The 25,563-nt window shown below is 61.0% G+C and carries 15 protein-coding genes; 5 read left to right on the top strand and 10 right to left on the bottom strand.

Going from position 1 to position 25,563, the window contains the following annotated elements:
• Positions 1 to 51: 51 nt before the first annotated feature.
• The 3 genes from ACI512_RS09515 to ACI512_RS09505 all read right to left on the bottom strand — a co-directional run bounded on the left by ACI512_RS09515 (position 52) and on the right by ACI512_RS09505 (position 1,082).
• Positions 52 to 357, bottom strand: a complete 306-nt coding sequence (locus ACI512_RS09515) for a HigA family addiction module antitoxin (RefSeq protein ID WP_012722449.1) — start codon at positions 355 to 357, stop codon at positions 52 to 54.
• Between the two features lie 8 nt (positions 358 to 365).
• Entirely contained in the window at positions 366 to 644 is a 279-nt protein-coding gene (locus ACI512_RS09510; RefSeq protein ID WP_012722448.1) for a type II toxin-antitoxin system RelE/ParE family toxin, read from the bottom strand.
• A 165-nt stretch (positions 645 to 809) separates the two neighbouring features.
• On the bottom strand, positions 810 to 1,082 hold the full coding sequence (locus ACI512_RS09505; protein WP_012722447.1) for a type B 50S ribosomal protein L31: 273 nt from the start codon (positions 1,080 to 1,082) through the stop codon (positions 810 to 812).
• A gap of 184 nt (positions 1,083 to 1,266) precedes the next feature.
• On the opposite strand from ACI512_RS09505, the gene ACI512_RS09500 reads away from it, so the two are divergent.
• The 3 genes from ACI512_RS09500 (at position 1,267) to ACI512_RS09490 (ending at position 10,922) form a co-directional block, all read left to right on the top strand.
• On the top strand, positions 1,267 to 2,886 hold the full coding sequence (locus ACI512_RS09500) for an FMN-binding glutamate synthase family protein (RefSeq protein ID WP_012722446.1): 1,620 nt from the start codon (positions 1,267 to 1,269) through the stop codon (positions 2,884 to 2,886).
• A gap of 326 nt (positions 2,887 to 3,212) precedes the next feature.
• Complete coding sequence (locus ACI512_RS09495; RefSeq protein ID WP_231808143.1) at positions 3,213 to 4,346, top strand: OpgC family protein; 1,134 nt, start codon at positions 3,213 to 3,215, stop codon at positions 4,344 to 4,346.
• 63 nt (positions 4,347 to 4,409) lie between these two features.
• Positions 4,410 to 10,922, top strand: a complete 6,513-nt coding sequence (locus ACI512_RS09490) for an NEL-type E3 ubiquitin ligase domain-containing protein (RefSeq protein ID WP_405121749.1) — start codon at positions 4,410 to 4,412, stop codon at positions 10,920 to 10,922.
• Positions 10,923 to 10,940: 18 nt separating this feature from the next.
• On the opposite strand, the gene ACI512_RS09485 is transcribed toward ACI512_RS09490, so the two are convergent.
• Positions 10,941 to 12,350 carry an amino acid permease gene (locus ACI512_RS09485; protein WP_012722443.1) on the bottom strand — a complete coding sequence of 470 codons (1,410 nt, stop codon included), beginning with the start codon at positions 12,348 to 12,350 and terminating at the stop codon, positions 10,941 to 10,943.
• Between the two features lie 476 nt (positions 12,351 to 12,826).
• On the opposite strand from ACI512_RS09485, the gene ACI512_RS09480 reads away from it, so the two are divergent.
• Both ACI512_RS09480 and ACI512_RS09475 read left to right on the top strand, forming a co-directional pair.
• Complete coding sequence (locus ACI512_RS09480; protein WP_236380702.1) at positions 12,827 to 18,058, top strand: hypothetical protein; 5,232 nt, start codon at positions 12,827 to 12,829, stop codon at positions 18,056 to 18,058.
• 112 nt (positions 18,059 to 18,170) lie between these two features.
• Positions 18,171 to 21,269 (top strand): transglycosylase domain-containing protein, encoded by a 3,099-nt coding sequence (locus tag ACI512_RS09475; protein ID WP_236380706.1) that lies wholly within the window; start codon positions 18,171 to 18,173, stop codon positions 21,267 to 21,269.
• Between the two features lies 1 nt (position 21,270).
• On the opposite strand, the gene ACI512_RS09470 is transcribed toward ACI512_RS09475, so the two are convergent.
• The 6 genes from ACI512_RS09470 to ACI512_RS09445 form a co-directional block, all read right to left on the bottom strand.
• Entirely contained in the window at positions 21,271 to 22,236 is a 966-nt protein-coding gene (locus tag ACI512_RS09470; RefSeq protein ID WP_236380711.1) for a fimbrial protein, read from the bottom strand.
• Between the two features lie 67 nt (positions 22,237 to 22,303).
• Positions 22,304 to 23,275 (bottom strand): fimbrial protein, encoded by a 972-nt coding sequence (locus ACI512_RS09465; RefSeq protein WP_236380713.1) that lies wholly within the window; start codon positions 23,273 to 23,275, stop codon positions 22,304 to 22,306.
• A 131-nt stretch (positions 23,276 to 23,406) separates the two neighbouring features.
• A complete protein-coding gene (locus ACI512_RS09460; RefSeq protein ID WP_012722438.1) occupies positions 23,407 to 23,955 on the bottom strand; it encodes a fimbrial protein in 549 nt (182 codons plus the stop codon).
• A gap of 11 nt (positions 23,956 to 23,966) precedes the next feature.
• Positions 23,967 to 24,446 carry a fimbrial protein gene (locus tag ACI512_RS09455; protein ID WP_012722437.1) on the bottom strand — a complete coding sequence of 160 codons (480 nt, stop codon included), beginning with the start codon at positions 24,444 to 24,446 and terminating at the stop codon, positions 23,967 to 23,969.
• 13 nt (positions 24,447 to 24,459) lie between these two features.
• Positions 24,460 to 24,954 carry a fimbrial protein gene (locus tag ACI512_RS09450; protein WP_064054868.1) on the bottom strand — a complete coding sequence of 165 codons (495 nt, stop codon included), beginning with the start codon at positions 24,952 to 24,954 and terminating at the stop codon, positions 24,460 to 24,462.
• A 10-nt stretch (positions 24,955 to 24,964) separates the two neighbouring features.
• On the bottom strand, positions 24,965 to 25,543 hold the full coding sequence (locus ACI512_RS09445; RefSeq protein ID WP_405121747.1) for a fimbrial protein: 579 nt from the start codon (positions 25,541 to 25,543) through the stop codon (positions 24,965 to 24,967).
• Between the last annotated feature and the right edge of the window lie 20 nt (positions 25,544 to 25,563).

The raw sequence follows: 25,563 nt of genomic DNA, 5'->3' as shown, positions 1-25,563 counted from the left end.
AGCATTAAAAACCCGGCTATTTGCCGGGTTTTTAATGCACCAAGTAAAACATCATGCGCAATGCGCAACTTTTTCGACTTCCTTGTAAATCTGAGCCCCCTTGGTGATTTCCGCTGTGCGCAGATCATAGGCAGTCTGCAGGTTCAGCCAGAATTGCGCGGATGTTTCAAAGGCAGCAGCCAAACGTAACGCGACATCCGCGCTGATGCTGCGGCGCATCAATACGATGTCATTGACCGTAGGCGCGGAAACATGCAGCGCCCTTGCGAGAGCAGCGGCGGTAAGGCCCAGCGGTTCCAAGTACTCTTCCTTGAGAATTTCCCCAGGGTGTACGGGACGCATGCCATTCTTAAACATGATTCACCTCAGTGGTAATCCACAATTTCAACGTTTTCCGGACCATTTGGCCCCCAGATGAAACAGATTCGGAATTGACCATTGATTCGTATGCTGTGTTGCCCCTCGCGGTCACCATATAGCTGTTCCAATCGGTTTCCCGGCGGCGAACGCAGGTCGGTGAGTTCAACCGCAGCATCCAGCATGCTCAACTTTCGTTCCGCCACTGAAAGGATGGCTGACCAACGACGCGTTCGACCGGTTTCAAAAAGGGTTCTGGTATCAGCGCATTTAAAGCTTCTTATCATCTTTTAATGCTTAACGTTATGCGTTAACGACTAACTCTACATTGGTTTTCGGGATATTCAACTGGCAGTTGAATAGCCACTGAGGGGTTGCGACGAGCGGTCGACAATAGTCAAAAAAAGCCGCTCCGGGAGCGGCAGCGGCCTTTGAGGTGAAAGGTGAGTCCCTCACTCCTCAGCTTTCTTCGCACCGGAGCCAAACGATGCAAACCGCTTGTTGAAACCGGCAATCCGGCCTTCAACCTGAGTCTTGCGCTGCTGGCCGGTGTAGATCGGGTGCGAGGCGCTGGAGACGTCCAGCGGGATGTACGGGTAGGTGTTGCCGTCGCTGTGTACATGGGTGCGGTCGCTGTCGGCGGTGGAGCCGATCAGGAAGAACACGTCGGCGGCGGTGTCGTGGAACAACACGGTACGGTAGTCGGGATGGATACCAGCTTTCATAAGGCCTCCTGGGCGTCTGGGTGGATTCGATGTGTTATACAGTAACGCAAATAATGCACCCAAACGAGAACCGATTGCAATAAGGATAAGCCCCATTTCAATGCCCTTATCGGTTGTCCCGGCTTTCCCTACAGGCGCAGAATGGCGGATCGACCTGTAGCGTTGAACCTGAGGAAAAAACCGTATGAGCCTGTCGTTACTGAGCCGTTACGCCTTCTTTGCCGTGTGCGTCATTTTCACCCTCGCCAGCCTCCCTTTTATCCACCACGAATGGCTGTGGCCCATCACCCTGGTCACCGGCGTGTTGAGCCTGATCGGCATTTTCGACCTGCTGCAAAGCCCCCACGCCGTGCGCCGCAATTACCCGATCCTGGGCAATATCCGTTACCTGGTGGAAGCCATTCGCCCGGAAATCCGCCAATACCTGCTTGAGTCCGACAGCGATGCCCTGCCCTTCTCGCGGTCCCAGCGCTCGCTGGTTTACTCGCGCGCCAAGAACGAAACGGCGGACAAACCCTTCGGCACCCTGATCGACGTGTACCAGTCGGGCTTCGAATTCATCGGCCACTCCATGCGTCCCGCGCCCCTGAGCGACCCCAACGCGTTTCGCGTGATGGTGGGTGGCCCACAGTGCACGCAACCGTACTCGGCGTCGGTGTTCAACATCTCGGCGATGAGTTTTGGTTCGTTGAGCGCCAACGCCATCCGCGCGCTCAATCAGGGTGCCAAGCTGGGTAACTTTGCCCACGACACCGGCGAAGGCAGCATCAGCCCCTACCACCGCGAACACGGCGGCGACCTGACCTGGGAACTGGGCAGCGGCTACTTTGGCTGCCGCACCAGCGACGGCCGCTTCGACCCGGAACGCTTCGCCGTGCAGGCACAAAACCCACAAGTGCGCATGATTGAAATCAAGATGAGCCAGGGCGCCAAGCCCGGCCATGGCGGGATCCTGCCCAAGCACAAAGTCACCCGTGAAATTGCCGACACCCGCGGCATCATGATGGGCGAGGATTGCATCTCGCCGTCGCGCCACAGCGCATTTTCCACGCCGATCGAACTGATGCAGTTCATCGCCCAACTGCGTGAACTCTCCGGTGGTAAACCGGTGGGTTTCAAGTTCTGCCTCGGCCACCCGTGGGAATTCATGGGCATCGCCAAGGCCATGCTCGACACCGGTATCCTCCCGGATTTTATCGTGGTCGACGGCAAGGAAGGCGGCACCGGCGCCGCGCCCGTGGAGTTCACCGACCATATCGGCGTGCCGCTGCGTGAGGGCCTGCTGTTCGTGCACAACACCCTGGTGGGCCTGAACCTGCGCGACAAGATCAAGCTCGGCGCCAGTGGCAAAATCGTCAGTGCATTCGATATCGCCAGCGTCTTGGCCATCGGCGCCGACTGGGCCAACTCGGCGCGCGGTTTCATGTTTGCCATCGGCTGCATTCAGTCGCAAAGCTGTCACACCAATAAATGCCCCACCGGCGTCGCCACCCAAGACCCACTGCGCCAGCGCGCCCTGGTGGTGCCGGATAAGGCCCAGCGGGTGTTCAACTTCCACCGCAACACGCTCAAGGCGCTGGCGGAAATGCTCGCGGCGGCCGGCCTGGATCATCCGTCACAGCTGTCGGCCAAGCACTTGGTGCGGCGCATGTCGGCGACTGAGATCAAGCTGTTCTCGCAGTTGCATGTGTTCCTCAAGCCGGGCGAGTTGCTGACGGGCGAGGTGAACGGCGAGTTTTATTCGCGCATGTGGCAGATGGCGCGAGCGGACAGTTTTGAGCCGCATGAAGTGGCGGCAGCGTAAGGGAGCGATACCGTGTTAAAAGTCATCGCCGAAGATTTCATCAAGCCGGTACCGAAAATCAATGAGTACCAGGCAAAGCCCTGCCGTGTACTGCTGATGGATGCTTTCTAGGCCGCTCGTATTGCGTGCAAGCCGGCAGCGCCCATGGCGTATTCGCCGGCTACCACGCTGCGTGAGTGATCATGGATATCTAGAGACATTCAGTAATATCCCGGCTTTGCAATTGCTTACAAATACCGCCAACCTGCGCCCGCCCGACGTGCGGCGTGCGACATCCCTGCCACGCGCCTGTCATTACTAAACTATTTGTTCAAGAGCCCGCTGCCATGCTGAACGGACGCGACCCGCGCATCGATTTTTTTCGGGGCCTGGCGTTGATCTTCATTTTCTGGGATCACGTCCCCCACAATCCCCTTGGCCAGATTACCCTGCGCAATATCGGCTTCAGCGACGCGGCTGAAGTCTTCGTGTTTCTTGCTGGCTACGCGTCCGTGCTGGCCTACGGCAAGGTCCTGCAGCGCGAAGGCTACTGGATGGCCTGCTTGAAGATCCTGCGGCGCACGTGGGTGCTGTACGTGGTGCATATCTTTTTGCTGGCGATGCTGATGGGTATCGTGTTCTTCGCCAACAGCCATGTGGAAACCCGCGACCTGGTAGAGGAGATGGGCCTGACGCATTTCGTCACACACCCGCAGCAAGCCCTGGTGGATGAATTGCTGCTGCGCTTCAAGCCGAACCTGATGGACCCGTTGCCGCTGTATATCGTGCTGCTGGCCGGCCTGCCGTTGGTGCTGCCGTTGCTCCTGCGCAAGACCTGGGCGGTGGTCGCGGTATCGATGGCGGTGTACCTGCTGGCGCCGCACCTGGGCTGGAACCTGGCGGCGATCGCAGACGGTGTGTGGTACTTCAACCCGGTCACCTGGCAGTTCCTGTTCATACTGGGCGGTGCGGCGGCCATTCACGGGCAAACGCCACGGGCGCAGGATGATCGCCCCCTGCTACGCCAGCCGCTGTTCGTCACCGCAGCGGTCTATTCGCTGGTGGCCTGCGTGATCACGATTGCCTGGCGCTGGCCCGACGTACATGACGCGTTGATGCCTTCCGCACTCAGCGAGCTGCTCTACCCGATCAGCAAGACCGACCTGTCGCCGGTCCGTTTGCTGCACTTCCTGGCCCTGGCCTATGTCACCGCCAAACTGTTGCCGGGGCGTACCTGGACGCAAAACTGGCTGGCACGGCAAACCTGCCGGATGGGGCGCTATTCGCTGGAAGTGTTCTGCCTGGGCGTGTTGCTGGCGCCGCTGGCCGATATGGTCAACGCCCTGGCTGGCGATGCCTTTACCATGCAGGTTTTAACCGCCCTGGCCGGCGCTGCGCTGATGGCGACGCTGGCCGCGTGGCTGGAGTTCAACAAGCGCCTGAACACGCCCATGAAGTCTGCAACCCAGGTACATAGTTAACCCCAGGCGCCCAAGGCGCCATGGTCCCCTTGGCCTTCCACCCATTGTGAAAGGCCCCAACACATGCCCACCCACCAACTGCTCAACGGCTTATCCGGCAACCTGCAATCCAGCACAGCCTGGGCCCGGCAACAATCCCTCGAACTGATTCAGCACACTGTCGCGCAGGCCATGCAAGGCCTGACGCCGCCAGAGCAAACCCGTTACCTCCAGCTGCAACGCGAAGCCCTGGCTGCCGTCAACGCCGTCGAAGCCGAAAAAAACCGCCTGATCCAGGCCTTCAAAGTCGAGGGCTTGGCTGAGCTGCGCGAGAAGATCGGCGGACGTGATCCGGAAAACTACCGCCTCTACACCACCTACCTGGAAAAACGCGAACAACCCTTTCCCTGGGAGCCCCGCGTCACCGAACCGCCGTATCGCCCTCGCCGCGCCCTGGATGAATGGCAGTACATCGAGCACACCAAAAGCATGACCCTGTGGGAAGCCGCCTGCCTGAACTTCGGGTTCACCAGCTCGGTCATTCAGGCCTCGGGTTATAGCCTGGCAGAAGCCAGTGAAATCATCGGCGGCAACGACGACCGGAGCCTGCCGGTCAAAGACTTCATCGCCGTAGCCCGCAAGCTGAACCTGGGGGGGCGATTGCGGGCACTCATCAACCCGACGTTAAGCAGCGACGGCACGCTGCGAAACCTGATCAAGGCCTCATCCAAGGCGCTGCTGCTGTTCGACTTGCTCGACGCCTGGCGCAACCGCGTCGTCACCGGCTTGACCCGCCCGATGTATGACACGCTGCACGCCGCCCTCAACGGCGATGGCCCGCAACCGGCTTTCGACATGCTGAGCCTGACGTCCAGTCGCACGCCCATCCTCCCCAAGCCGCACACCGCCTGGCACACCGCAATGCCCATCCCCTTACTGCTGATCAATGTGGCCAGCCTCGGGGTGTTGTCGTATTTCCCTTTTCGCCCAGGCGGCGCGCTGCGCTATCACGTTGACGCGCAGGCGGCCGAAAACGCCTGGCGCGAGCAACTCAATGCCAGCCACCAGCAACAGGACCTGGGTTGGTTTTCGCGACAACTGCCGCTGATTGGCCTGGCGACCTTTAAATCGCTGCTGCGCCAAGAGCCGCGTCCCAAGGACATGAATTGGCTGACTGGATTGCTGTATGACGGTTTTCACAAAGCCTTCCCGCAGCGGACCCTCGACAGCGTGCGCTTCTCGACAGCCATGCGCCCGGATCGCCCGTTGACGCTGGTCGAAGCGTTCACTCACCAGCAGATTCAACGCTTCCAGGCCGACCTGGACACCCTGGCGACCCCGCGTTCCGAAGCCGACTGGCAGGCCCTCACGGACGCGGTGGCCGCGATTGCCGGCGAAGTCCTGCAACTGCTGCTGACACCACTGCCCGGCGGCGTGACCGGGCTGAACCGCGTGATGCAACTGGCCGTCATGGGCAGCCTGACCTACAGCGTCGGCCAAGGCCTGAGTGAAGCGATCCAGGGTGATGCAAGTGGTTTCGCCAGCGCCATGGCGGATGTCGCCGACCTGGCCGTCAGCGGCCGACTGATCTCCACTGCCGGCAGGCTGCACCGCCAGCGCATGCTCGACTACCTGAACCGGCTGGGCAACCCACGCAAAGTCACGCGCCCGGACGGCGTCGAAGCACTCTGGAAACCCGACGCGCAACCGTACGCGGTGGCCAACCAGGCCCTGCTTAACGGCAAAACCCCGGACGCCCTGGGGGTCTTTTCCGTCAAGGGCAAACGCTACGTCAAACTGCGCCACGACGACCAGGCACTGGTGGTGGAAGTGCGGCACGACTCGCAGAGCATGCGTTACGTGCTCAAACACGCAAACGCTGACACCTATAACCCACCGATCATTTTCGAACCCGCCTGGCAGGCCTGGAAGTTCGACCTGCATAACGTCCACACGCTGTCCGACATCAAATTGCTGCAGCGCATGCTGCCCAACGGCTCTTCCCATGCACCCGTGGCCGACCTGGAGCACATGCTCAAGAGCACCGCCACACCGCGCGCCACCCTGGACCGGGTCTGGGCCGGACACAGCGCACCGCTGAACCTGATCGAAGGGGTCAGGCGCCTGCAAGCCGACCGGGTTATCCAGCAAATCATCGACCACTTCGACCAGCCGGGGTACATGCCCCCGCACGGCGACAGCACGGTGTTTTGCCTGCTGACGCAATTGGCGGGCTGGCCGGTCGACGCCCTGTTGAGCATCCGTGAGGAAGCCGGCGAAGTGATTGAAATTTATAGCAAACTTGAACACGCGCCGACCAGGCCTCACCTGATCAGCCTGACGCGTCGTGAGGACGGCAGCTACCTGGCCACCGATGGCCAGCGGGTATCGCCCGGTTCCGCCGACACGTTGCTGTTACTCATCCTCCAGCTGCAACCCAGTGGTTCGACCCTGGGCCAGGAAACCCACCACAACCGTTCGCCGGACCAACGGGTCGTCGCCATTCGTGAGCAGGTCGTGGCCCTCGCTCGGCAGGAGCGGATGACACTGTTCAGTGCCGTGGTCGACTTTTCGGGTTACGAAAAAGGCGAGCGACTTCCTCCCGCCGATGTGCGACGGTTCTTGCCGTTCAAGGCATCACCTCCCTGGGTGGCCGTCACGCCGCTGCTGAAAAAAATGCGCGACCTGAACCGGCCGCTGTCGCCCGCCCACCTTGAGCAACTGCTCACGGTTAACCCACTCACGCCACGCCAGCATCAGGCCTTTCTTGACGCCGGCACCCTGCCGACGGCGTTTGCCGAATGGTTGGATCACCACCGCACGGCGCTGCGTATCGACGCCGCAATAGACGGGCTGTATCACCCACGCGCGCACAATGACGACATTGACCAATGGGCCCGGGAGTTTGCCTCGGCCTTGGTGCGCAACACGCTTAAACGGCCTTTCGTGATCACCGAAGTGGTCGCCGGTGACATCGCCACCCCTTACATCTCCAGCGGCTCGGACGACCCGACCGTGGAACTGCGCCATTACGGCCGTGGGCGCTATGAAGCGTACGACCTGCGTAACGGCGGAACGATTCCGGTAGCTCCCGACAACGAGAGTTTCTACCTGGCCATCGGTTCGGTGCTGCACCCCCATGAACGCCAGCTACTGGGTATGAACAGCGCCAGCGATAGCCAAGGCCTGCGTAACACGCTGGGGGATTACATGAGCAACCAGCGCAATACCGAAGGGTTTGTCAGCCTGGTCAACGGCTCGCTGGTGCAATACGAACAACGCCTGGACCTGCCACCGGACCTGGCGCCCACCGCCAACGGCATTTTCGTACTCGACGGGCGCCACTACCTGCCGTTGCTGGATGCGCTCTACCGGATTGCCTTCGACAAAAAGCGCCTCAAATGGCGGCTGCACCACCCGACGAAAATCGGCGTCGATACCCCCACCCTTGAACACAACGGCGAAGGCACCTGGCGCCTGTCGAGCGAAAACCCGATGACCTGGGACGACCATCGCCTGCTCTATCGGCTGGGTAACCACGCGTACGCCTTCACACGGGACATGGCCGCTAAAATCCTGGCCCTGACCGACACCTCCGCGCCGCTGTTGCGCCAAGTCCACCGCAATGGTCGCGCCGTACCTCCGCTGCTGGCAGACACCTGCAAACGCTTGAAGATCGAGCAGGAAATCCACCGGTTCATCGAGGCCATGCGCGCCGAGCCGACCTCGCGCAGCGCCCAGCCGCACTTGCAGATGTTGGTGATATCGAGCCTGCCGGACTGGCCATCGAGCCACGTGCTGCAGATCGTCGATCGCCAGAACCGGGTGCTGCAACAATACCCGGTCAGTCAGGCACCCGATGCCCAGGCCGTGAAGGTCACCGAGCACGATTACAAAGACGCCAAACTGCTGGAAGTGCTGAGTCAAAACGACGCCATCACCCAAGGCCTGCTCGGTGAATTACCCGCGTCCCACGACGAACGCCTGTTCAAGCTGGTTAAGAAAATCGTCGAATTTGCCCAACGCGAAAAAGCCGACATCTTCAATTCGCTCTACGCCCAGAGCGAGACCACCGGCAACCTGCGCGATAAACGCTTCAAAGCCAAGTTCCCGGAACTACCCACCCCGCTGGTCAAGGCCATACTCGAACACGCCAGCCCGCGTGAACTCAGGCAACTTCGCGACAAGCACCAAGTGAGCCTGCGGCTTGCCGAACAGGTGCGCCTGTCCAGCCATGACCTGCGCTTGAACCGGGCTTATGAAGGGCTTTACCTGAGCGCCTGGACCCACCCCGACAGCGACAAAATCACCCTGCACCTGCTCAAATCCCTGCCCACCTGGCCTAAGGGGCTGCGTATCGATATCCACGAAGGTGACTCGCGCGGGCGCCTGCTGGAAAGCGCCGGGAACTTGGACGGTTCGGTACGCCGGGTACTCGCTCGCACCCAACGCGGCTATCAAGGCTACGCGGCGGACGGCGCACACCTGGGTGCCCCATCGCCCGCGCTGCTGGACGTCATCGTCAAGACACTGTCCGACAGCGAAAAAGCCGCGCTGGGGGGCGTGGGCGAACCGGGTATTGCTGACTTACGCGAACAAATCGCCGCCCTTGCCCTGGGGCGCCGGGTCGAAATCAAACGTCTGCTGGACCTGCCTCACGTGCAACCCTGGATGGTGCCGCCGCTGGGCGTGAATCGAACGTTCCTGGCCTACCCGCTGTGGAGTGGGCTGTGGCCCTTCGGCGGCAATCGTCCGCCTGACCTGATGTCGAGGGTCCAGCAGGTCTACCCGCGTTTTTCCAACGACGACGCTCGGCGCTTCATTCGTTCACTGAACCTCAGCGAACCCGCTGCGCTGATTGAACTGGATCGGCGCCAGGCCGAAATCCAAGCATTGCCGACCGAGCTGCAACGCTGGTCCGATGCGACCTACAGCCAAGATGACAACCTGGAAAGCGACAGTGATAGCGACAGTGACCGGCAATCCTGGAGCAACCTCACAACACGACGCGCACTTGCCCTACGCCTGTGCGAAGCCGCCCGACGGGAAAACCCTCAGCGCTTCATTTTCGGGTTATTTCACCTGTCCTCGTTGACCCTGCAACTGGACACCATCAATACATTGCCGACCCTGAGCATCGATTCGCGCACGTTCGAACACATCGAATACCTGCACCTCGCAGGCGATACTTTCCCCGTCCAAGGGGATGCCTTCCTGCGCCATTTCAGCGAGCTGCGCGCGTTGAAAATCGACTGTGACCTGAACGAACTGCCCAGCGCAATCAGCGATATGGCCCACCTCACCCACCTGGACCTGGCAGACAACCGTATCGTGCTGACAGCCACCTCCGCCGAACGCCTGAGCAGGCTGGTCAATCTGCGCGAGCTGAACGTGAGCGATAACCCACTGGGGGTGGTTCCGGACTTCGCCGCACTGACCGAGCTGCAAACCCTGAACCTGCGCAACACCGGCTTGACTCAGTGGCCACACAGCGCGTGGGCATTGCCCAACCTCAGCCTGTTGCACCTGGAGGAGAACCACATCACCACCCTTCCCGAGAGCCTCTTCAGCAGCCCACAGGCCCTGGAACGTCAACGGCGTACGCTGTTGCATGACAACCCACTGACCCTCGAGACACGCCAGCGGCTCGGCCGGTACAGCGCCGAAACCCGGGTCAACCTGCGCGGCGCGAGGCCCGGAATCGTGCACCTGCCGGGTCCGTCCAAGGACTTCAATCACTGGCTGTCGGGCGTACACGCCAATAAACATGAGAGCCTGCGATTTCTCTGGGACGCCTTGCGCGAGCACGAAGGGGCAAGCCCCGACGACACCTTCAGGGTGCTGAGGGACTTGACCCAGTCATACGATTATCGACAGGGCGGGCGGATCAGGGCCGGCCTGACTCAGCGGGTGTGGACGCTGTTGATTGCCATGGGCAACTCGAACCACCTGTGCGAGACAATCTTCCTCAACACTTACGCCGCAGGCACCTGCGGTGACGGCGCGATTTTGACGTTCAGCAACATGGAGCTCATGCACCGGGCGCACCAGGCCAAGTCTCAACAGGGAAGCTATCAAGTGGACAAGGACTTGCTGGTGCTGGCGCAAGGCAGTTACTTGATCGAACAGCTCGACCAGTTTTCCGAGGACCTCATCGCTCGCCTGGAAACGCCGGAAGAACCGCTGGATGCGGCCGAAGTCACGCTGTTTTTCAGGGTCAGGCTCACCGAAGAATTCAGCCTGCCGGTGCACCCCGAACAGATGCTGTATGCCATTGACGAGCGCGTGACCGAACAGCACGTGCAGGAAGCCCGCGACCACCTGAATGCCTTGCGCAGCACACCGGCGTTGCAGGACTCGATACTGGAGCGCGAATTCTGGATCGAATACCTGGCACTCAGCTACCCGGAGCCGTTCCTGACGGTGCGGGATGCATCCAAGCTCAAGCAGCAGGAACTGGATCAGCAGGTGCAGAACAAGCGCTCCGACGAATACCTGGAACGACGCCAGTCACTGATAGAGCGAGAAAAACTGGAGCAATACCGCCTGGTCCGGCAATTGACCGAAGCGGCGCAGTTGGCCCAAAGGGTCCACTGACCGCTCCGGCGATAGGGCCTATCGGGCGGGCACGGTGGCTTGCGTCGGCTGCAACTTGAACACGTAGAACAGCACCGTCAGCATTACCAGGAACGCCGGCCCGACATAGAGCGCCACGCGCGTATCGGGGAAGTACGCCATCAGGCCCACCACCAGCACCAGGAACGCCAGGGCCAGGTAGGAACTGAGCGGGTACAGCCACATGCGGTACTTGAGCCCGTCACGTTCGGCCGGGCTCAAGCCACGACGGAACCTGAGCTGGGCCAGCAGGATCATCGCCCAGGTCCAGATCGCGCCGAAGGTGGCAATGGAGGTGACCCAGACGAAGACCTTCTCCGGCACCAGATAGTTGAGCAGCACGCCCAACAGCAAGGCAAAGATCGATAACAGCAGGGCCTTGCGCGGCACGCCATTGCTGGAGGTGGTGCCGAAGGTGGCCGGGGCCTGGCCGTTCTGCGCCAGGCTGTAAAGCATGCGCCCGGTACTGAAGATGCCGCCGTTGCACGAGGACAGTGCCGCCGTGATCACCACGAAGTTGATGATGCCGGCCGCCGTCTTGATGCCCAAGCGTTCGAAGGTCATCACAAAGGGGCTGCCCTGGGTGCCGATTTCGTTCCACGGGTAGATCGACAAAATCACAAACAGCGCGCCGACGTAGAACAACAGAATGCGCCAGAACACCGAGCCGATGGCGCTGGGGATGGTCTTCTGCGGGTTCTTCGCTTCACCGGCGGTGAGGCCGATCATCTCCACACCGAGGTAGGCGAACATCACCATTTGCAGCGACATCAGTACGCCTGTCACGCCGTTGGGCATGAAGCCGCCGTGGGCCCACAGGTTGGAAATGCCCAATGCCACGCCGTCATTGCCGAAACCGAACGCAATGATGCCGACACCGCCGATCACCATGGCAATGATGGTGACGATCTTGATCAGTGCGAACCAGAACTCGAACTCGCCGAACGCCTTGACCGCGATGAGGTTGATGGTGCCCATGCTGATCAGGGCCGCCAGGGCCCAGATCCAACGCGGCGTGTCGGGGAACCAGACGCCCATGTACACCGCGACGGCAGTGATTTCCGCCACACAAGTCACCAGCCACAGGAACCAATAATTCCAGCCGGTCAGAAAGCCCGCCAACGGGCCCAGGTAGTCTTGTGCATAGCGGCTGAAGGAGCCGGCGACCGGATTGTGCACGGCCATCTCGCCGAGGGCGCGCATGATCACCAGGATCGCCAGACCGCCGATGATGTAGGACAGCATGATCGCCGGGCCGGCCATTTCAATGGCCTTGGCCGAACCCAGGAACAGGCCGACACCGATACAGGCGCCGAGGGCCATCAGGCGGATATGCCGTTCGCCCAATTCGCGTTTGAGCGGGCCGCCCTGAGCGGTCTCGCCATGGGGCAGGGAGTTGCCAACTGGCATAAGGGTACAACCTCGTCTTGTTATTGGATGAACCACCGAACTTGCCGCCGTAAGACCGATAGGTCCGGGGCGACTCTGATCGGGCCTGAGGGGTAAACAGGCCCGTCCTGCAGGATCGGTGGGGCATGCAGTATAAAAACCCGAACGCGGGGCCTTTCACTCTATAAACGACTAAATTCAGCGATTAGTCTGGGCAAATGTACTTTCTACGAGAAAGCATGACCTGTGTTCAGACGTTTTCCAGGTGTTGCGAGGCGGGCGAGTATTGCACAGCCGCCGTGCAGCGTCATGCCCCTCGCCTGATCGGACGGGCCTGGCAAAAGGCTCTATTTCAGCCTGTTCAGCCCATCACACCGCCAACACCGAACTCGGCCACGGGTTGAGGCGCACCGTGCCGATACCGCTTCAGGCGCAGGCCCTTCACGATCAGCAATCCTCGATTGCCAGGACGGCAATGACACCGAAGGGACATCCTCATGCAAAACACCCTCGACGTACTCAAGCAGGGTCAGGCGCTGCGCCTGGCGGCCGATAGCCACTTGATGACCGCGCTGATCAATCACCTGGAATCCACCGACACCACCGCCTTGCGCATTCCAGAATGTTCGTCACTGGGCTGCTGGCTGCAGCTCTACCGCAAAGCGCTCAACCGGCCGAACGTGCAGGCTTGGCTCACACGACTGCCACTGGACCTGGGTGGCCTGAACGTGCAACAAGACACCACGCAGCTGGCGCTTGGCGCAGAACAGGTGCTGAACTTTTACGGTTATCCACACCCCCGCCATCACGGGGAGCGCCGGGTGATCACCCAGGCCCTGGACCAGCTGAACACCTTTGCCGACCCCAAGGTGGGCCTGAATGACAGCCTCAAGCGGTTGAACCAGGACCTGCACCAACTCGCCGACCGCCTGGAAAACCTGGTGGATGAAGACGATTTCAATCTGTTTTCCACCTACAAGACCTACCTCAAGCTCGAGTCCGGCTCGTTTTGGGCCACGACCCAGCAAGCCGGCGCAGCGCTGCTTACAATCCTCACCACCCATGCAGATTTCTTGGCGCTCGATTCGGCGCAAAACCTGCAACCCGGCATGTATGCGTTCGACCCCGCCACGCGCCGGCTCAGCGGCAAGAATGCCTTGGGCATGTTGGTCGACATCGGCATCGAACAGTTGCTGGCGTTGCCGCCCGAAGCCCAGCTGCAGCAGTTGGTCGACGTCGCCGAACAGCTCTGCACCCTTGTCCACCAGAGTGGCCTGTTCAGCGTTGCCCAACTCCTGCAGTGCCACGACCAACCGGTACCCGACACACCTGAGGAGGCCCGGGCACTGATCGACACCCTGCGCCAGTCGACGGCGCTGACGGTACTGCCCGTCGCCGACCTGGCCAACGCCGACATCGCCCTGATGCAATACCTGCAATGGCTGGCGCTGGATCACGACCGGGCGCTCATGGCAGACGCGTTGAAGGCCCTGGTCCTGGGCAAGGACAGTGACACCCTGATCGACACCGCCGGCGTGCCACTGACACCCGATCCAGACTCCAGCGCCCGCCAGCCCGACAGCGCCCGCCATCCCGCCGTGAGTGCCCGCTCCGCTTGCGGCCCGTTCAGCCTCAAGCAGCTGTTGCACCACCATGAACTCGACATACCCGACACGGTGGCCGCCGCCGACGACACCCTGCTGAGCCTGCACATGACCCTGCCGAGGCCCCCTGCATTCGGTGACTACCACGCGCTGTTGAGCGCCACGGCCCGCTCGCCGGTGCAACTGGATACCGCCCAACGAAAAACCATTATCGAGACGATCAATACCGGGCGGCAGAACCGCAGCCCACGCCTGCTCGATCAGCTGTGCGGCGCCCTGCTGAACGGCAAAACGCCTGAGCAGATCCGCACACAGGCCGACGCTCTGCTCAAGCAACTGCTCGGCCTGGAGCCCGCGCGTGCGTTGGGCCAACAGCTGATCACGGCACTGCAGTGGTATGGGCAGCACGCGGACGAATCCGCCGGTCAGACAAGCCTGGGCCTGCTGGTGCTGAGCGCACTGATCCTCGACCTGGACCCTGCGGCCGGTGAAGCAGGCTACGTGCTGGCCGGCTTCAACCTGGTGGCCGACGTGCACTGGGGCAAACCCCATGCCGACCTACGCCGCGAACTGGAATTGCACGTGATGCGCGCCTGCAAGGTCTCGACCGCCGCCGCCCCGCTGGCGGCCCACTTGTTGCTGGCCGGCACCGCGCCGGAGTTTCTGGTGCAGGCATTGCCCGACACCCTGCGTTTTCGCACATCGATCGCCTGGATGACCTTCAAGCAGGGCGTGATGATTGCGCACGCACTGGCGCCTGGATCACCGCAGTACATGACCTACAACGACATGATCGCCCTGGCAGCGCAGCCGCCCAAGACCGTCCAGCAGCAACAGTGGCGCGCGTACACCGCCACCCGCACCTTGCTCGACTGGGCCATTGCCCAAGGCGAACTGCCCGAGCGCGAGAACGGTGAATACCTGACTGACGAGATCGACGCCCTTAAAACCCGCCTGATGCATCGCCTGCAAGCCTTGAAGGACGCGCTGATCACCGTTGCCAGCACACCGCCGAGTCGCCGCAGCATCGCCCTGGAGGATCTCAAACGGGTATTTCCAAAGCAGCCGTGGCTGGAAAAAGCCTGCCTGTGGCGCCCGGTTCCACCGCTGGCCGGCAGCAGCCTGCGCTTCCCGATGCACCATCATGATCGCGAAAACTACAGCCTGCATTCGTTGGTGGAATTGCACATGGACGGCCAGTTGGACGACACCCGGTGGGCGTCTATCGAACCGCAGCTGGACCTGGCGCAACTGCGTCTATCGTTTGGGCAATTAGGGGATATCAACGAACGCTTCGACACGGCCTTTGGCGCCTATATCGCGACGATGAAACAGGCCTACAGCACCACGATTGAAGACCTTTTGGCGCAATTGCCCCTGGCTGATCGTTCGCACCTGCAACAGGCTGACCTGCAACTGTTGGTGCTGAAAAAACCACCTGGCAAGGACCTTGCGCTGCTGAGCAAGGAAGAAGAGCTCGCCCGTACCGCGCGGACGGGTGTGATCCTGCGCGCGACATCGCCCACCGGCATCGAGGAGTACGAGCTGTTCCCTCTGCTGAACCGCGTGCACAAGCGCGACGGCCCGCCGTTGGCGTTTCGCCTGGGAGGCACGCCGATTTCGGCCACCACCGGCGGTGCCCACTCGACCCACCCCGTCACGCAGTTGCTGGTCGGCGATGAGCTGCCCGTGGACTGGGAAGCCTACGCCAATGGGCGCCCGCCGAGGCTGGGGATCCGTTCCAAGGTGATCATCGACCTGCTGTGGTCATCCAACCCGGCGCCGGACAACTCACTGCCGTCGACGGCGTTCACGTTTGGATCGTCGGTCAATCGCGCCATTGCCCACGCCATCGTGCAGCAACACTTCTTCCTCGAAGTCGACGGCTTGCGCGTGCAGGCCAGGGGCTCGACCCGGCACGAACACTTGCAGCAACGCTGGGATCGGTTGCTGGCCCGGCTTAAAAAACTCGTCCCGTTTTGGTCGTGCGCCACCGACATCACCTCCGCAGACCTGCGCCGCGCCATCGATGGGGCCTATGGCTGTTTTATCGACCTGCTGGCCCTGCTGTTTCCCACCCAACAGTTTCTTACGGCCTCGCTGGCGATCTTGAAAAGAACCGTACCGCTGCCGATCAAACTGATCCAACTGGGCCGCTTGAGCAGCACCTTCCTCAATACCGTGCTGAACCCGCTGGACGGTATTCCCGGCCTGTTCAGGCTGGCCGGTAGTGGCGTGATCCGGCTGACGACCGAAGCAGGACGTGTGCTCGACACGGCGATCGGGCAAATTCAACGCAGCACCGCCAACGCGTTATGGCTGGATTACCCCACGTTGCTGGCCCGCGCCGACATCGGCAACGGCACGGTGCTGCGCGGGAGCGACTTCGTACGTATCAACGCCCTCCTGCACAAAAACCGCTGGCACGCCTGCTCCCCCTTCAGCACCCGACCGTATGGGCCGCCGCTGGATAGTTTTCGCCTGGCCAGCGCCGTCGGCGTGATACCGATGCGCGCCGCCAATGGTTACCGGGCGTTGGTCACAGAACGTTTTTTCGCCACCCAGCCGCTGGTCATCCCGCGCTCGGAGGCCACCGACCTGCTGCACCAGAACCAACTGCTGCGCCTTGAGCACAAGGCCGCAACGCACCTGGACGATGTGCAATCACCCGCCTACTTTCGGGTCGAAAAAGGGCTGGACGCGGCTTGCCTCACCGGCCGAAAAAAACGCAGCCCGATCCCGTTGGTGTGCTTCACCAAAAGACTCTCCACGAGCCGCTCATCCATTCATCATCGCCGGGTCCAGGCGATTGAGCATATCCGTCTCACCGCGGCGCCCGCTGTGGGGTCGGCCCCGCGACGACTGGTGTATGACCACCGGCTGTATGAGGCAATACCCTCGGGGAGCACCTTCGACCTCACGCCGGTGGCCCTGCCGCCGCTCTTGAAGTACAAGCCGAAAGTCACCGGCACCCTGCTCGACGATGAACCGCAGTTCGGCCTGCCCAACGACCAATTGGATAACAAGCTCAGCCGCGAAACGCGGGTGGTTGAATTGCAGGCGTTGGTTGACGGTGTGGAAGACAGCCGCGTCTTGCGGGCGATGGCGGTCGATCTTAATCCGCCAGGCACACTCCCCAACCCACGCATCGTCGTAGAGGCCGATACAGGGATTTTCTATGAGGTGAGTCGCAGCGCGTCGGAGTGCAATCAGTTGTACTTCAGCCAAGGGGGCGAGCACGAACAACTGATCCGCGCATTCAGCCAACGTAAACTCGACTATTTAACGGCGGCAGGTTATGTCCACAACCGTCCCCTGGTCACTCTGCCGACCCTGGAAGTGCTGTACGGACAGCTGGCTCGCCGAGATTTCAGCCCCAAGAAAATTGCGCGCCTTCGCCAGCAGGCCAGCACCTTGAGCCCGCTCAAGCAACGCGAGTTGTTGCTCAACGCGAGCGATCAAGGGCAACGCCTGCCGATCAGCATTGCAGCAAGGCCAATGCAACTGGAGAGTTGGCCACGTACCGCGTTCATTCAGGCTGCTGGCAGCGCAGAAAAACTCAACCAGTACCTGGCCCAAAAGGCGCACGCAAGCACCGTGGCCCTGGTGAAGAGCACCGGTATCGGCTCAGCCAATGTGGTGGGCACCGGCCTCGACGAACTGACCCGGCTGGACATCGCCGAGTCCTTGGTGATGTGGCAATACAGCCGCGTCGGCCATCCCAACTACACAGAGGTGATCCTCAAGACCGGCGCCGGCAATTGCGACCAGATGGCTCATGTCGCCCGAGAGCTGATCCGGGTTAACGGTGGCCACGCGCACATCTGGGGCATGAGCCCGCCCGCGCATGCCTTCGTGGTGGTAGGCGCACCCACCGCCCCGCTGACACACACGCTGGACTTCAAGGAAGCAGGCTGGGCGGACCTGTGGATCTGCGACCCATGGGCGGCCATCGTCTGCCCGGCGCGGGACTACATGAAACAGCTCAATGAGAAAATGATCACGTGGTCTCTGCAGGATATCTCGGTGTTTTTCAACGATCAGGGCACCTACCGCTGGGGCCAGGCCAATGACCAACACTGGCTGGCACTGCTCAATAATGGGTTGAAACACCCGTTGCCCTGACACAACACGCGTTCCTCTGTCGACATGCCGCACAAAAACGCCGCTGCAATCGCCCGCCACCGTCTAAGCTTCAGACAAGTCCGATCAATCTGCGTGAATGGATCAATCGACTATGGGTGCTCTGTGGCAATCCGATTCGACCAAGGCTGCCGTTTCAGAAAGCAGTGTGGATCAGCCATCTTTGCCCAAAACGCCTGCACCTCGCCGTTTATGGCGGCGGGTGTTCTGGCTGGTCCTGTTGATGGCGTTGATTGCCCTCGGCTTCGCCGCCGCCCGGGAGATACGCACCTCGGCCCTGCAAGCCCGCGAGCTCAGCCGCCTGGCCGCCAGCCTCACGTATACGCTTGAGCCCGGCCCCAGCGAGGCCATCGTTTACCCCGGTGCCGGGCCCTTCGACAAGCGCCTGGGCTACAGCGCCCTCGGCGAGTTTTTGCCCCGGCTGCTTAAACGCGATTATCGGGTGCAGGCGCAAACCCGGTTCTCTGGCGCGTTGATGGATTACAACAACCACGGTTTTTTTGTGCCCTATGCCGAAAAAACCCAGGCGGGGCTGTCCATCACCGATTGCCGGGCGGCGCCGTTGTACCAGTTCAACTACCCGCAGCAACTGTACGCAGGTTTCGACGCCATACCGCCGTTGATGGTGCACAGCTTGTTGTTCATCGAGAACCGCGACCTGCTCGACCCCGAGCAGCCCCTGGCCAACCCAGCCGTGGACTGGCCACGTTTTGCCAAGGCAGCCTGGTCGCAGGTGGCGAAGCTGCTGCACCTGCCGGGGCAAACCGCTGGGGGCAGCACGTTGGCCACGCAGCTGGAAAAGTATCGCCACTCCCCCGACGGCCTGACGCTGTCCGGCGGTGAGAAAATCCGCCAGATGATTTCCGCCAGCGTGCGCGCTTATCAGGCCGGCCCACACACGTTACAGGCCCGACAGAATGTGGTGCGCGACTACCTCAACAGCGTGCCGTTGTCGGCAGTACCCGGGCACGGTGAGGTGCACGGCATGGCCGAAGGATTGCGTGTGTGGTACGGCGCCGATTTCGCCCAGGTCAACCAGGCGCTGGCCAGCACCGCGCACGATGCACAAAGCCTGAAGCAACGTGGCCTGGCGCTGCGTGAAGTGCTGTCGCTGATGATTGCCCAGCGCCGCCCCTCTCACTACCTGAGCAAGGGCCGCGAGGAACTGGCGCAGTTGACCGACAGCCATCTGCGCCTGCTCACGCAAAACGGCGTGATCGACCCGGCGTTGTCGACGGCCGCGCTGGCCGCCAAGGTCACGTACCGCGACTGGCAACAGCAACCGACGATCCAACCGATTGAAACCAACAAAGGCATCAGCGTTGCCCGCAGCCGTCTGGCCGCCCTGCTCAATCGCCCGCTGTACGACCTTGACCGCCTTGATCTGTCCGCAACCAGTACCTTGCAGAGTGACTTGCAAGCCCAGGTCACCGAGTACCTCAAACACTTGGCCGATCCGACCTTTGCCGGTCAGATCGGCCTGATCGGCCCACGCTTGCTCACCGCCGACAGCACGCCCCAAGTGCGCTACAGCTTCACCTTGTTCGAACTGACCCCCGACAGCTCACGGGTGCGGGTCCAGACCGACAGCACCGACCAACCCTTCGACATCAACGAAGGCAGTAAGCTGGAACTGGGCTCTACCGCCAAGCTGCGGGTACTCACGACTTACCTGCAAATCATCACCGAACTGCATCAACGCTATGCCGGGCAAACCCCGGCAGCCCTGAAAAAAGCCGAGATCAACGACCAGGACCGTCTCAGCCGCTGGGCCGTCGACTACCTGGTCCAGAACCCCGGCACATCGCTTGCCGCGATGCTCGACGCGGCCCTGGACCGCACGTATTCGGCCAACCCCGGCGAAAGCTTTTTCACCGGTGGCGGCCTGCATCACTTCCATAACTTTCGCAACGAAGACAATGGCCGCAACCCCACCCTGCGGGACGCCTTGCGGGAGTCGATCAACCTGCCGTTTATCCGCTTGATGCGCGACCTGGTGCGCTACAGCACCTACGCGGGGCCGAACAACAGCGCCGTGCTGCTCAAGGATGATGATGACCCGCGTCGCCAGGAATACCTGGCCCGGTTCGCCGACCGCGAGGGCACGACCTTCCTGCAAAAGTTCTGGAAGAAATACCAGAAAAAAGACACCCAGGCGCGCCTGGACACGTTCCTCGACAGCCTGCGGCCCACGCCGATTCGCCTGGCGGCGGTGCACCGCTACCTGTTGCCCGACGCCAACCAGGACACCTTCAACCGCTTCGTGCGCTCGCACCTGAACGGCGTCAAGCCCCAGGAAAAACTCACCGACGAGCGCCTGGCCAAGCTCTATAAGAGTTACGGCCCCGGCGCCTATGACTTGCCCGACCAAGGTTACATCGCCAAAGTCCATCCCTTGGATTTATGGCTGCTGGGCTACCTGCTGAACCACCCGCAAGCGACCTTCAGCGAGATCGTCAAAGCCAGTCAATTCGAGCGTCAGGAGGTGTACAGCTGGCTGTTCAAGAGCCGCCATCAAAGCGCCCGGGACAGCCGTATCCGGACCATGCTGGAGGTCGAGGCGTTCCTGGATATCCACCAGCGCTGGCAGGCGGTGGGCTACCCGTTTGATCATCTTGTGCCGTCGCTGGCCACCGCCATCGGCAGTTCGGGCGACCGCCCGGCAGCGCTGGCAGAGTTGATGGGGATTATTCTTAACGATGGCGTGCGCGAGCCGGTGCTGCGCATCGACAGCCTGCAGTTCGCCGCAGGCACGCCCTACGAAACCCGCTTGACCAACACCCCCGACCGCGGCAAACGGGTGATGCCTTCCGAGGTGGCCACCGCGTTGCGCGGGGCCTTGTCCCAAGTGGTGGACGCCGGCACCGCCAAGCGGGTTTCCGGCAGCTTCAAACTGGCCGACGGCTCGCCCTTGGCCATGGGTGGCAAAACCGGTACCGGCGATAACCGGATTGAAGCCATCGGCGCCGGCGGGCGGGTGCTGAGCTCCAAGTCGATCAACCGCACGGCGACTTTTGTGTTCTACATCGGCGAACAGCACTTCGGCACACTCACCGCCTTCGTGCCCGGTGCCTCGGCGCAGCACTTCACGTTCACCTCGGCGCTGCCGGTGCAGGTGCTCAAAGGCATGGCGCCGATCCTGACGCCGTACCTGCAACCGGGTAGTCACTCACAGTGTGTGGCGGGGCCTTAGGTCATGGCACCCCCATCACCAGCACACCGCTGCCGTTGATGGGCCCGGCAGTGGGTAGGGAGCCCGCACGCCTGACCAGCGTAAAGGTCACGTCATCGCCCCCCACACTGTTGTTGATTTGGGTGAGGAAGGAGCTGCCGACTCGAACCGCAGTCCCTGCACGGACAAGCGCCGTGCCGACGTCAGGATTGGTCATCACCAACAGGCGTGAGTCGAACGTCGAGGGGGTACCTTTGTAAGTAATGGTGATCGGCGAAGTAATCCCACCGTCCGGGCATGAGTAGGTGAGTCGCTGGTCACGGCGAATGGTGGTTGTCAGGGGATCGGTGCCTATTCCCCGCTGGTGGACGTTGCCGAAGTTGATCTCTATCGGGTTGTTATTGTTGATCGTGCACGCGGAGGGGGAAACCGTGAAGTTGTTGGCGGCGTTGTACCTCACATTGATCCGGGGCGAACTTGGGTCATGGTTATTGGTGGCAGTGAGATGCAGGCGTCCGAGATTGTCGCCAATTCGAATATCGATCGGATTGGACGGATTGTTACGCACCAGGATATAGGGCGTGATATCGATCGGGTAACCTATGAAGTTGTCCGGCAGCGTGGTGATTCGTATGCCATTCTGGATCGGAATATTTCGGTAGATTCCATTTATTCGTAACCCGGCGCCTTCGTTGCTGAATTTGGGACCCGGGATCCAGGGCGTCCCCGTTGCGCTGCCCGTTGACCAATAGTCCTCCCGCCAGGATGGGGTCTGCGTTCCTGGGGAAAACCTACAGTCAAGCCGTGCACCTTCCAACATGATCCGCGTACGATCGGCTGTCAAAGTAACGGTTACAGGGACCTGTAGAGGTAGTTCGCCGACTATTACTTGCCACCCTCCGCCATTTATTCGGCACTCCGCCGCACGCGCGGCCGTCGTAGCCCCCATCAGGACAAGAAGCGCGGCAACCCCAAATAGTCGGTTCATTTTGATCTCTCAGTGTGTTTCTAAGCAGACGCCATCCCACTCGTCCCTATTCGCGGTTCAGGCGGTGCTATGGCACCCCCATCACGAGCACACCGCTGCCGCTTATGGGCCCGGCGGTCGGTAAGGACCCCGCACGTCGCACAAGCGTAAAGGTCACGTCATCGCCCCCCACACTGTTGTTGATTTGGGTGAGGAAGGAGCTGCCGACACGAACCGCAGTCCCTGCACGAACAAGCGCCGTGCCGACGTCTGGATTGGTCATCACCAACAGGCGTGAGTCGAACGTCGAGGGGGTACCTTTGTAAGTAATGGTGATCGGCGTGGTAATCCCGCCGTCCGGGCATGAGTAAGTCAGCCGACGGTCGCTGCGCACGGTCGTTGTCAGCGGGTCGGTGCCTATCGCTCTCTGGTGTACGTTGCCGAAGTTGATGTCAATCGGGTTGTTATTGTTGATCGTGCACGTTGACGGCGAAATGGAGAAGTTATTGGCGGCGGTGTAGGTCACCGCAAGCGCCGAACTGCCGGAGTTGTAGTTGTTTGTCTGGTCGAGATTCAATCTTCCGAGCACATCCCCGATGCGAACGTCGATAGGGTTGGCAGGATCATTGCGCACTAGAATATAGGGCGTTACATCGACCGGGACGCCGATGAGATTGTTCGGCATGGTTGTCATTCGAATGCCATTCGGAACGGGGTTGTTGTAGTAACTTCCGTTTATCCGTAAGCCCGTGCCTTGGTTGGCAAATTTTGCACCGGGTACCCAGGCAGGTCCTACTCTGGCCGACGTCGCCCAGTAGTCCGTATACCAGGGTTGGCTCCCCCCAAAGCCGGAAAACCGGCACTCTAGCCGCACCCCTTCCAGCATGATTCGGGTTCTGTCCGCACCCAGTTGAACAGTGACGGGGACTTGCAGGTTTAGCGTGCCGCCTGCGCCTACAAATATCCACGGTCCGCCGTTCACACGGCAATCCGTTGCTCTGGCGGTCGTCGCAATACCTGTCAGGACCAGAAGCAGCAAGACTCCATATAGTCGTTTCATGTTGATCTCTCATTGCTCACTTAACGGGCACCGCACGACGAACATTCAGCCCGTGCGTTTAAGCCGCCCAGAAGCGAGTTGAAGTTTGTCTGAGGCTATTTTTTTCAGCCTATGAGTTTCGCTGTACCGCGTTACGGGTAGTCCAACGTGAACGTTGAGGTCACCCTATAGGCGCCGTGCCCTATGGTTTGATCCTTGATGGCATTCGGTTCGCCCTGCACGTAGGCCTTGAGTTCAATGACATTGCTGCCATTACTCAGCACCTGTTCATCGCTGACGGTATTCACGGGCAATGGCTTATTGGCCGGTGTCTCCAGACCGATGCCGATGCCTGAGGCAATACTTCCACCATCCAGCGCGAACAAGCCGGGTAGCGCCATGTTTTCTCGCCCCCCGAGCGTGATGGTGACGGTGTTGCCAATACTGGTATCGCAGTCTTCCAGGTGCACCTTGAAGCCCTTTCCCTGCGTGCGCGTGTTGATGTAGAGGTGCTTGCTGGTAACGTCCCAGAGCTCCAGGGTGATCGCCTCGTCACCCGGTCGGAGGGTGCAGGCTTCTTCAACCAGGTTGCCCTTGAAGGACAGGTTGTCCGCCGCCTGCCCCGTGGGGATCAAGCCGAAGGTGAGCAGTAATGCCAGCCCGACACAGGGCCAAGCCTTATGAACAATTGCAGGGTGCATAGACTCAACTCCTACTGGTATTCGGCCAACAGCGTGGCCACCGCCGTGAACCTTGCCGGGGCCAGGATTGCGCCTGGCCGTTTGACGGGTACGGCCTCCAACAGCGGCGGTGACGACAGGGCGATATCCAGTGGCGTATTGAGCAGGAACGGGGCGTTATTCTGAAAAATCCGAATGGCCAGGTCAGCGGCGCTGGTCTGCACCGCCGAGGCGTCATAAGCCGCGGGTGTTCCGTTAACGCTCAATTTCAGCTGCCACGGCAGCGTGTCGGCGCCGCAGGTAATGAGGTAACCGAGTGCCCTGCGGTATTTCACACCATCGACCTGCTTGACCCCGACATCGCCAAAATCGACTTCAATCGTGGTTCCCGCATTAATGGTGCAAGGGGGCGGCTCATTCAGTGTTCCGCTGAACGTCAGGTTGGCCGACGCGCCACTGCAAAAGCCGATGAAGCACAAGGCGAGCAACGCTCGCTGCTGCCGAAATGTCATGGATCGCTTCTCTTCATTGGTAATCGACCACAAGGGTGGCGGCGGCATCGAATGCACCTCCCGTCAGCGTGCTGCCCGCGCGCTTGACAGGCACCGCCTGCACGACCGGGAAGTTGGGGTAGGTAAAATTCACGGCCGTATTCAGAGGCCAGTCAGCGCCATTGATGAACAGCTTTACCCCAAGGTCAGGCTTGCGGGTCAACAGCACGCGACCATCAAACGAAGCCCCCGTGCCCCTGAGTTCCAGTGTCAACGCGTTGCTGAACGGGGAGTCACAGGTGACGGTATAGGGCACGCCCCGACGATAGTTGACCCCGTCGATCCGTGACGTCAGCAGGTCATTGCCGAAAGGCACATCGAGCGTACTGCCGTTGTTTATGACGCACGGCGGAGGCGCAATGATGACCGCACGGATGCTCAGATTGACGTCAGCCTGCACACCTTGACTGACCGCCCACAGTAAGCCGCCGCCGATAAGCAGGGCCCACGGGCCTTTTGACTTAGCCATTGTTCTGCCCTCACTCATATTTGAGCCTGAAATCAACGACGGCCCGAAAGGCCCCGCTGGTCAAAGGTGCGGAGGTGCGCGTGGGTTGGACATTCCAGGTCTGCGTGCTATTGCCCACAGGCAAGAACAACGGTTGGCCCCTTGAGCCCAGCTGTACGTCCCGCCCCAGGGCATCGATCATGCGCAAGCCCATCCCGGTGATGCCTTGAACTTTGAGCAGGCGTGCATCATCGGCATCGGCAAGTCCGACAAACATGACCGTCACCACCGGTTGATGCGCACTCCATGTCAGGTTCCCGGTGCGCTTATTGCGGATGCTGCCTGCGGTGCGTTGGCAGTCCTTGAAAAGCAGTTGGAATGCCTTGGCTGTCGCCTGATCGCCGGGCCGCTGGAGCTGGCTCGTCGACACGGCACCCAGGTCAATCGTCTGATCCATTGATGCCATCTCCAGGCTGCACGGAACTTCATGCATGGACCCGAGAATATTCAGCTTCCCGCTCATGCCTTCGATGTCCTCATCCTCGGCGTGCGCACTTCCCATCAAGACCAGTAACAGGCCGGCCCAGGCGCTTATACGTTGCGACTTCATGATGTTCTCCCGCAGCAGGT

This window comes from Pseudomonas petroselini (assembly GCF_045037875.1).
Lineage (GTDB): Bacteria > Pseudomonadota > Gammaproteobacteria > Pseudomonadales > Pseudomonadaceae > Aquipseudomonas > Aquipseudomonas petroselini.
The sequence above is the reverse complement of the archived record's forward strand: the minus strand, read 5'-3'. Positions and strand labels throughout refer to the sequence as shown.

Bases quoted from the DNA above. Each gene is read 5' to 3' on its own strand.
- ACI512_RS09450 (WP_064054868.1), bottom strand. From the start codon at position 24,954: ATGGCTAAGTCAAAAGGCCCGTGGGCCCTGCTTATCGGCGGCGGCTTA.
- ACI512_RS09480 (WP_236380702.1), top strand. From the start codon at position 12,827: ATGCAAAACACCCTCGACGTACTCAAGCAGGGTCAGGCGCTGCGCCTG.
- ACI512_RS09475 (WP_236380706.1), top strand. From the start codon at position 18,171: ATGGGTGCTCTGTGGCAATCCGATTCGACCAAGGCTGCCGTTTCAGAA.
- ACI512_RS09515 (WP_012722449.1), bottom strand. From the start codon at position 357: ATGTTTAAGAATGGCATGCGTCCCGTACACCCTGGGGAAATTCTCAAG.
- ACI512_RS09460 (WP_012722438.1), bottom strand. From the start codon at position 23,955: ATGCACCCTGCAATTGTTCATAAGGCTTGGCCCTGTGTCGGGCTGGCA.
- ACI512_RS09485 (WP_012722443.1), bottom strand. From the start codon at position 12,350: ATGCCAGTTGGCAACTCCCTGCCCCATGGCGAGACCGCTCAGGGCGGC.
- ACI512_RS09455 (WP_012722437.1), bottom strand. From the start codon at position 24,446: ATGACATTTCGGCAGCAGCGAGCGTTGCTCGCCTTGTGCTTCATCGGC.
- ACI512_RS09495 (WP_231808143.1), top strand. From the start codon at position 3,213: ATGCTGAACGGACGCGACCCGCGCATCGATTTTTTTCGGGGCCTGGCG.
- ACI512_RS09465 (WP_236380713.1), bottom strand. From the start codon at position 23,275: ATGAAACGACTATATGGAGTCTTGCTGCTTCTGGTCCTGACAGGTATT.
- ACI512_RS09505 (WP_012722447.1), bottom strand. From the start codon at position 1,082: ATGAAAGCTGGTATCCATCCCGACTACCGTACCGTGTTGTTCCACGAC.
- ACI512_RS09490 (WP_405121749.1), top strand. From the start codon at position 4,410: ATGCCCACCCACCAACTGCTCAACGGCTTATCCGGCAACCTGCAATCC.
- ACI512_RS09445 (WP_405121747.1), bottom strand. From the start codon at position 25,543: ATGAAGTCGCAACGTATAAGCGCCTGGGCCGGCCTGTTACTGGTCTTG.
- ACI512_RS09500 (WP_012722446.1), top strand. From the start codon at position 1,267: ATGAGCCTGTCGTTACTGAGCCGTTACGCCTTCTTTGCCGTGTGCGTC.
- ACI512_RS09510 (WP_012722448.1), bottom strand. From the start codon at position 644: ATGATAAGAAGCTTTAAATGCGCTGATACCAGAACCCTTTTTGAAACC.
- ACI512_RS09470 (WP_236380711.1), bottom strand. From the start codon at position 22,236: ATGAACCGACTATTTGGGGTTGCCGCGCTTCTTGTCCTGATGGGGGCT.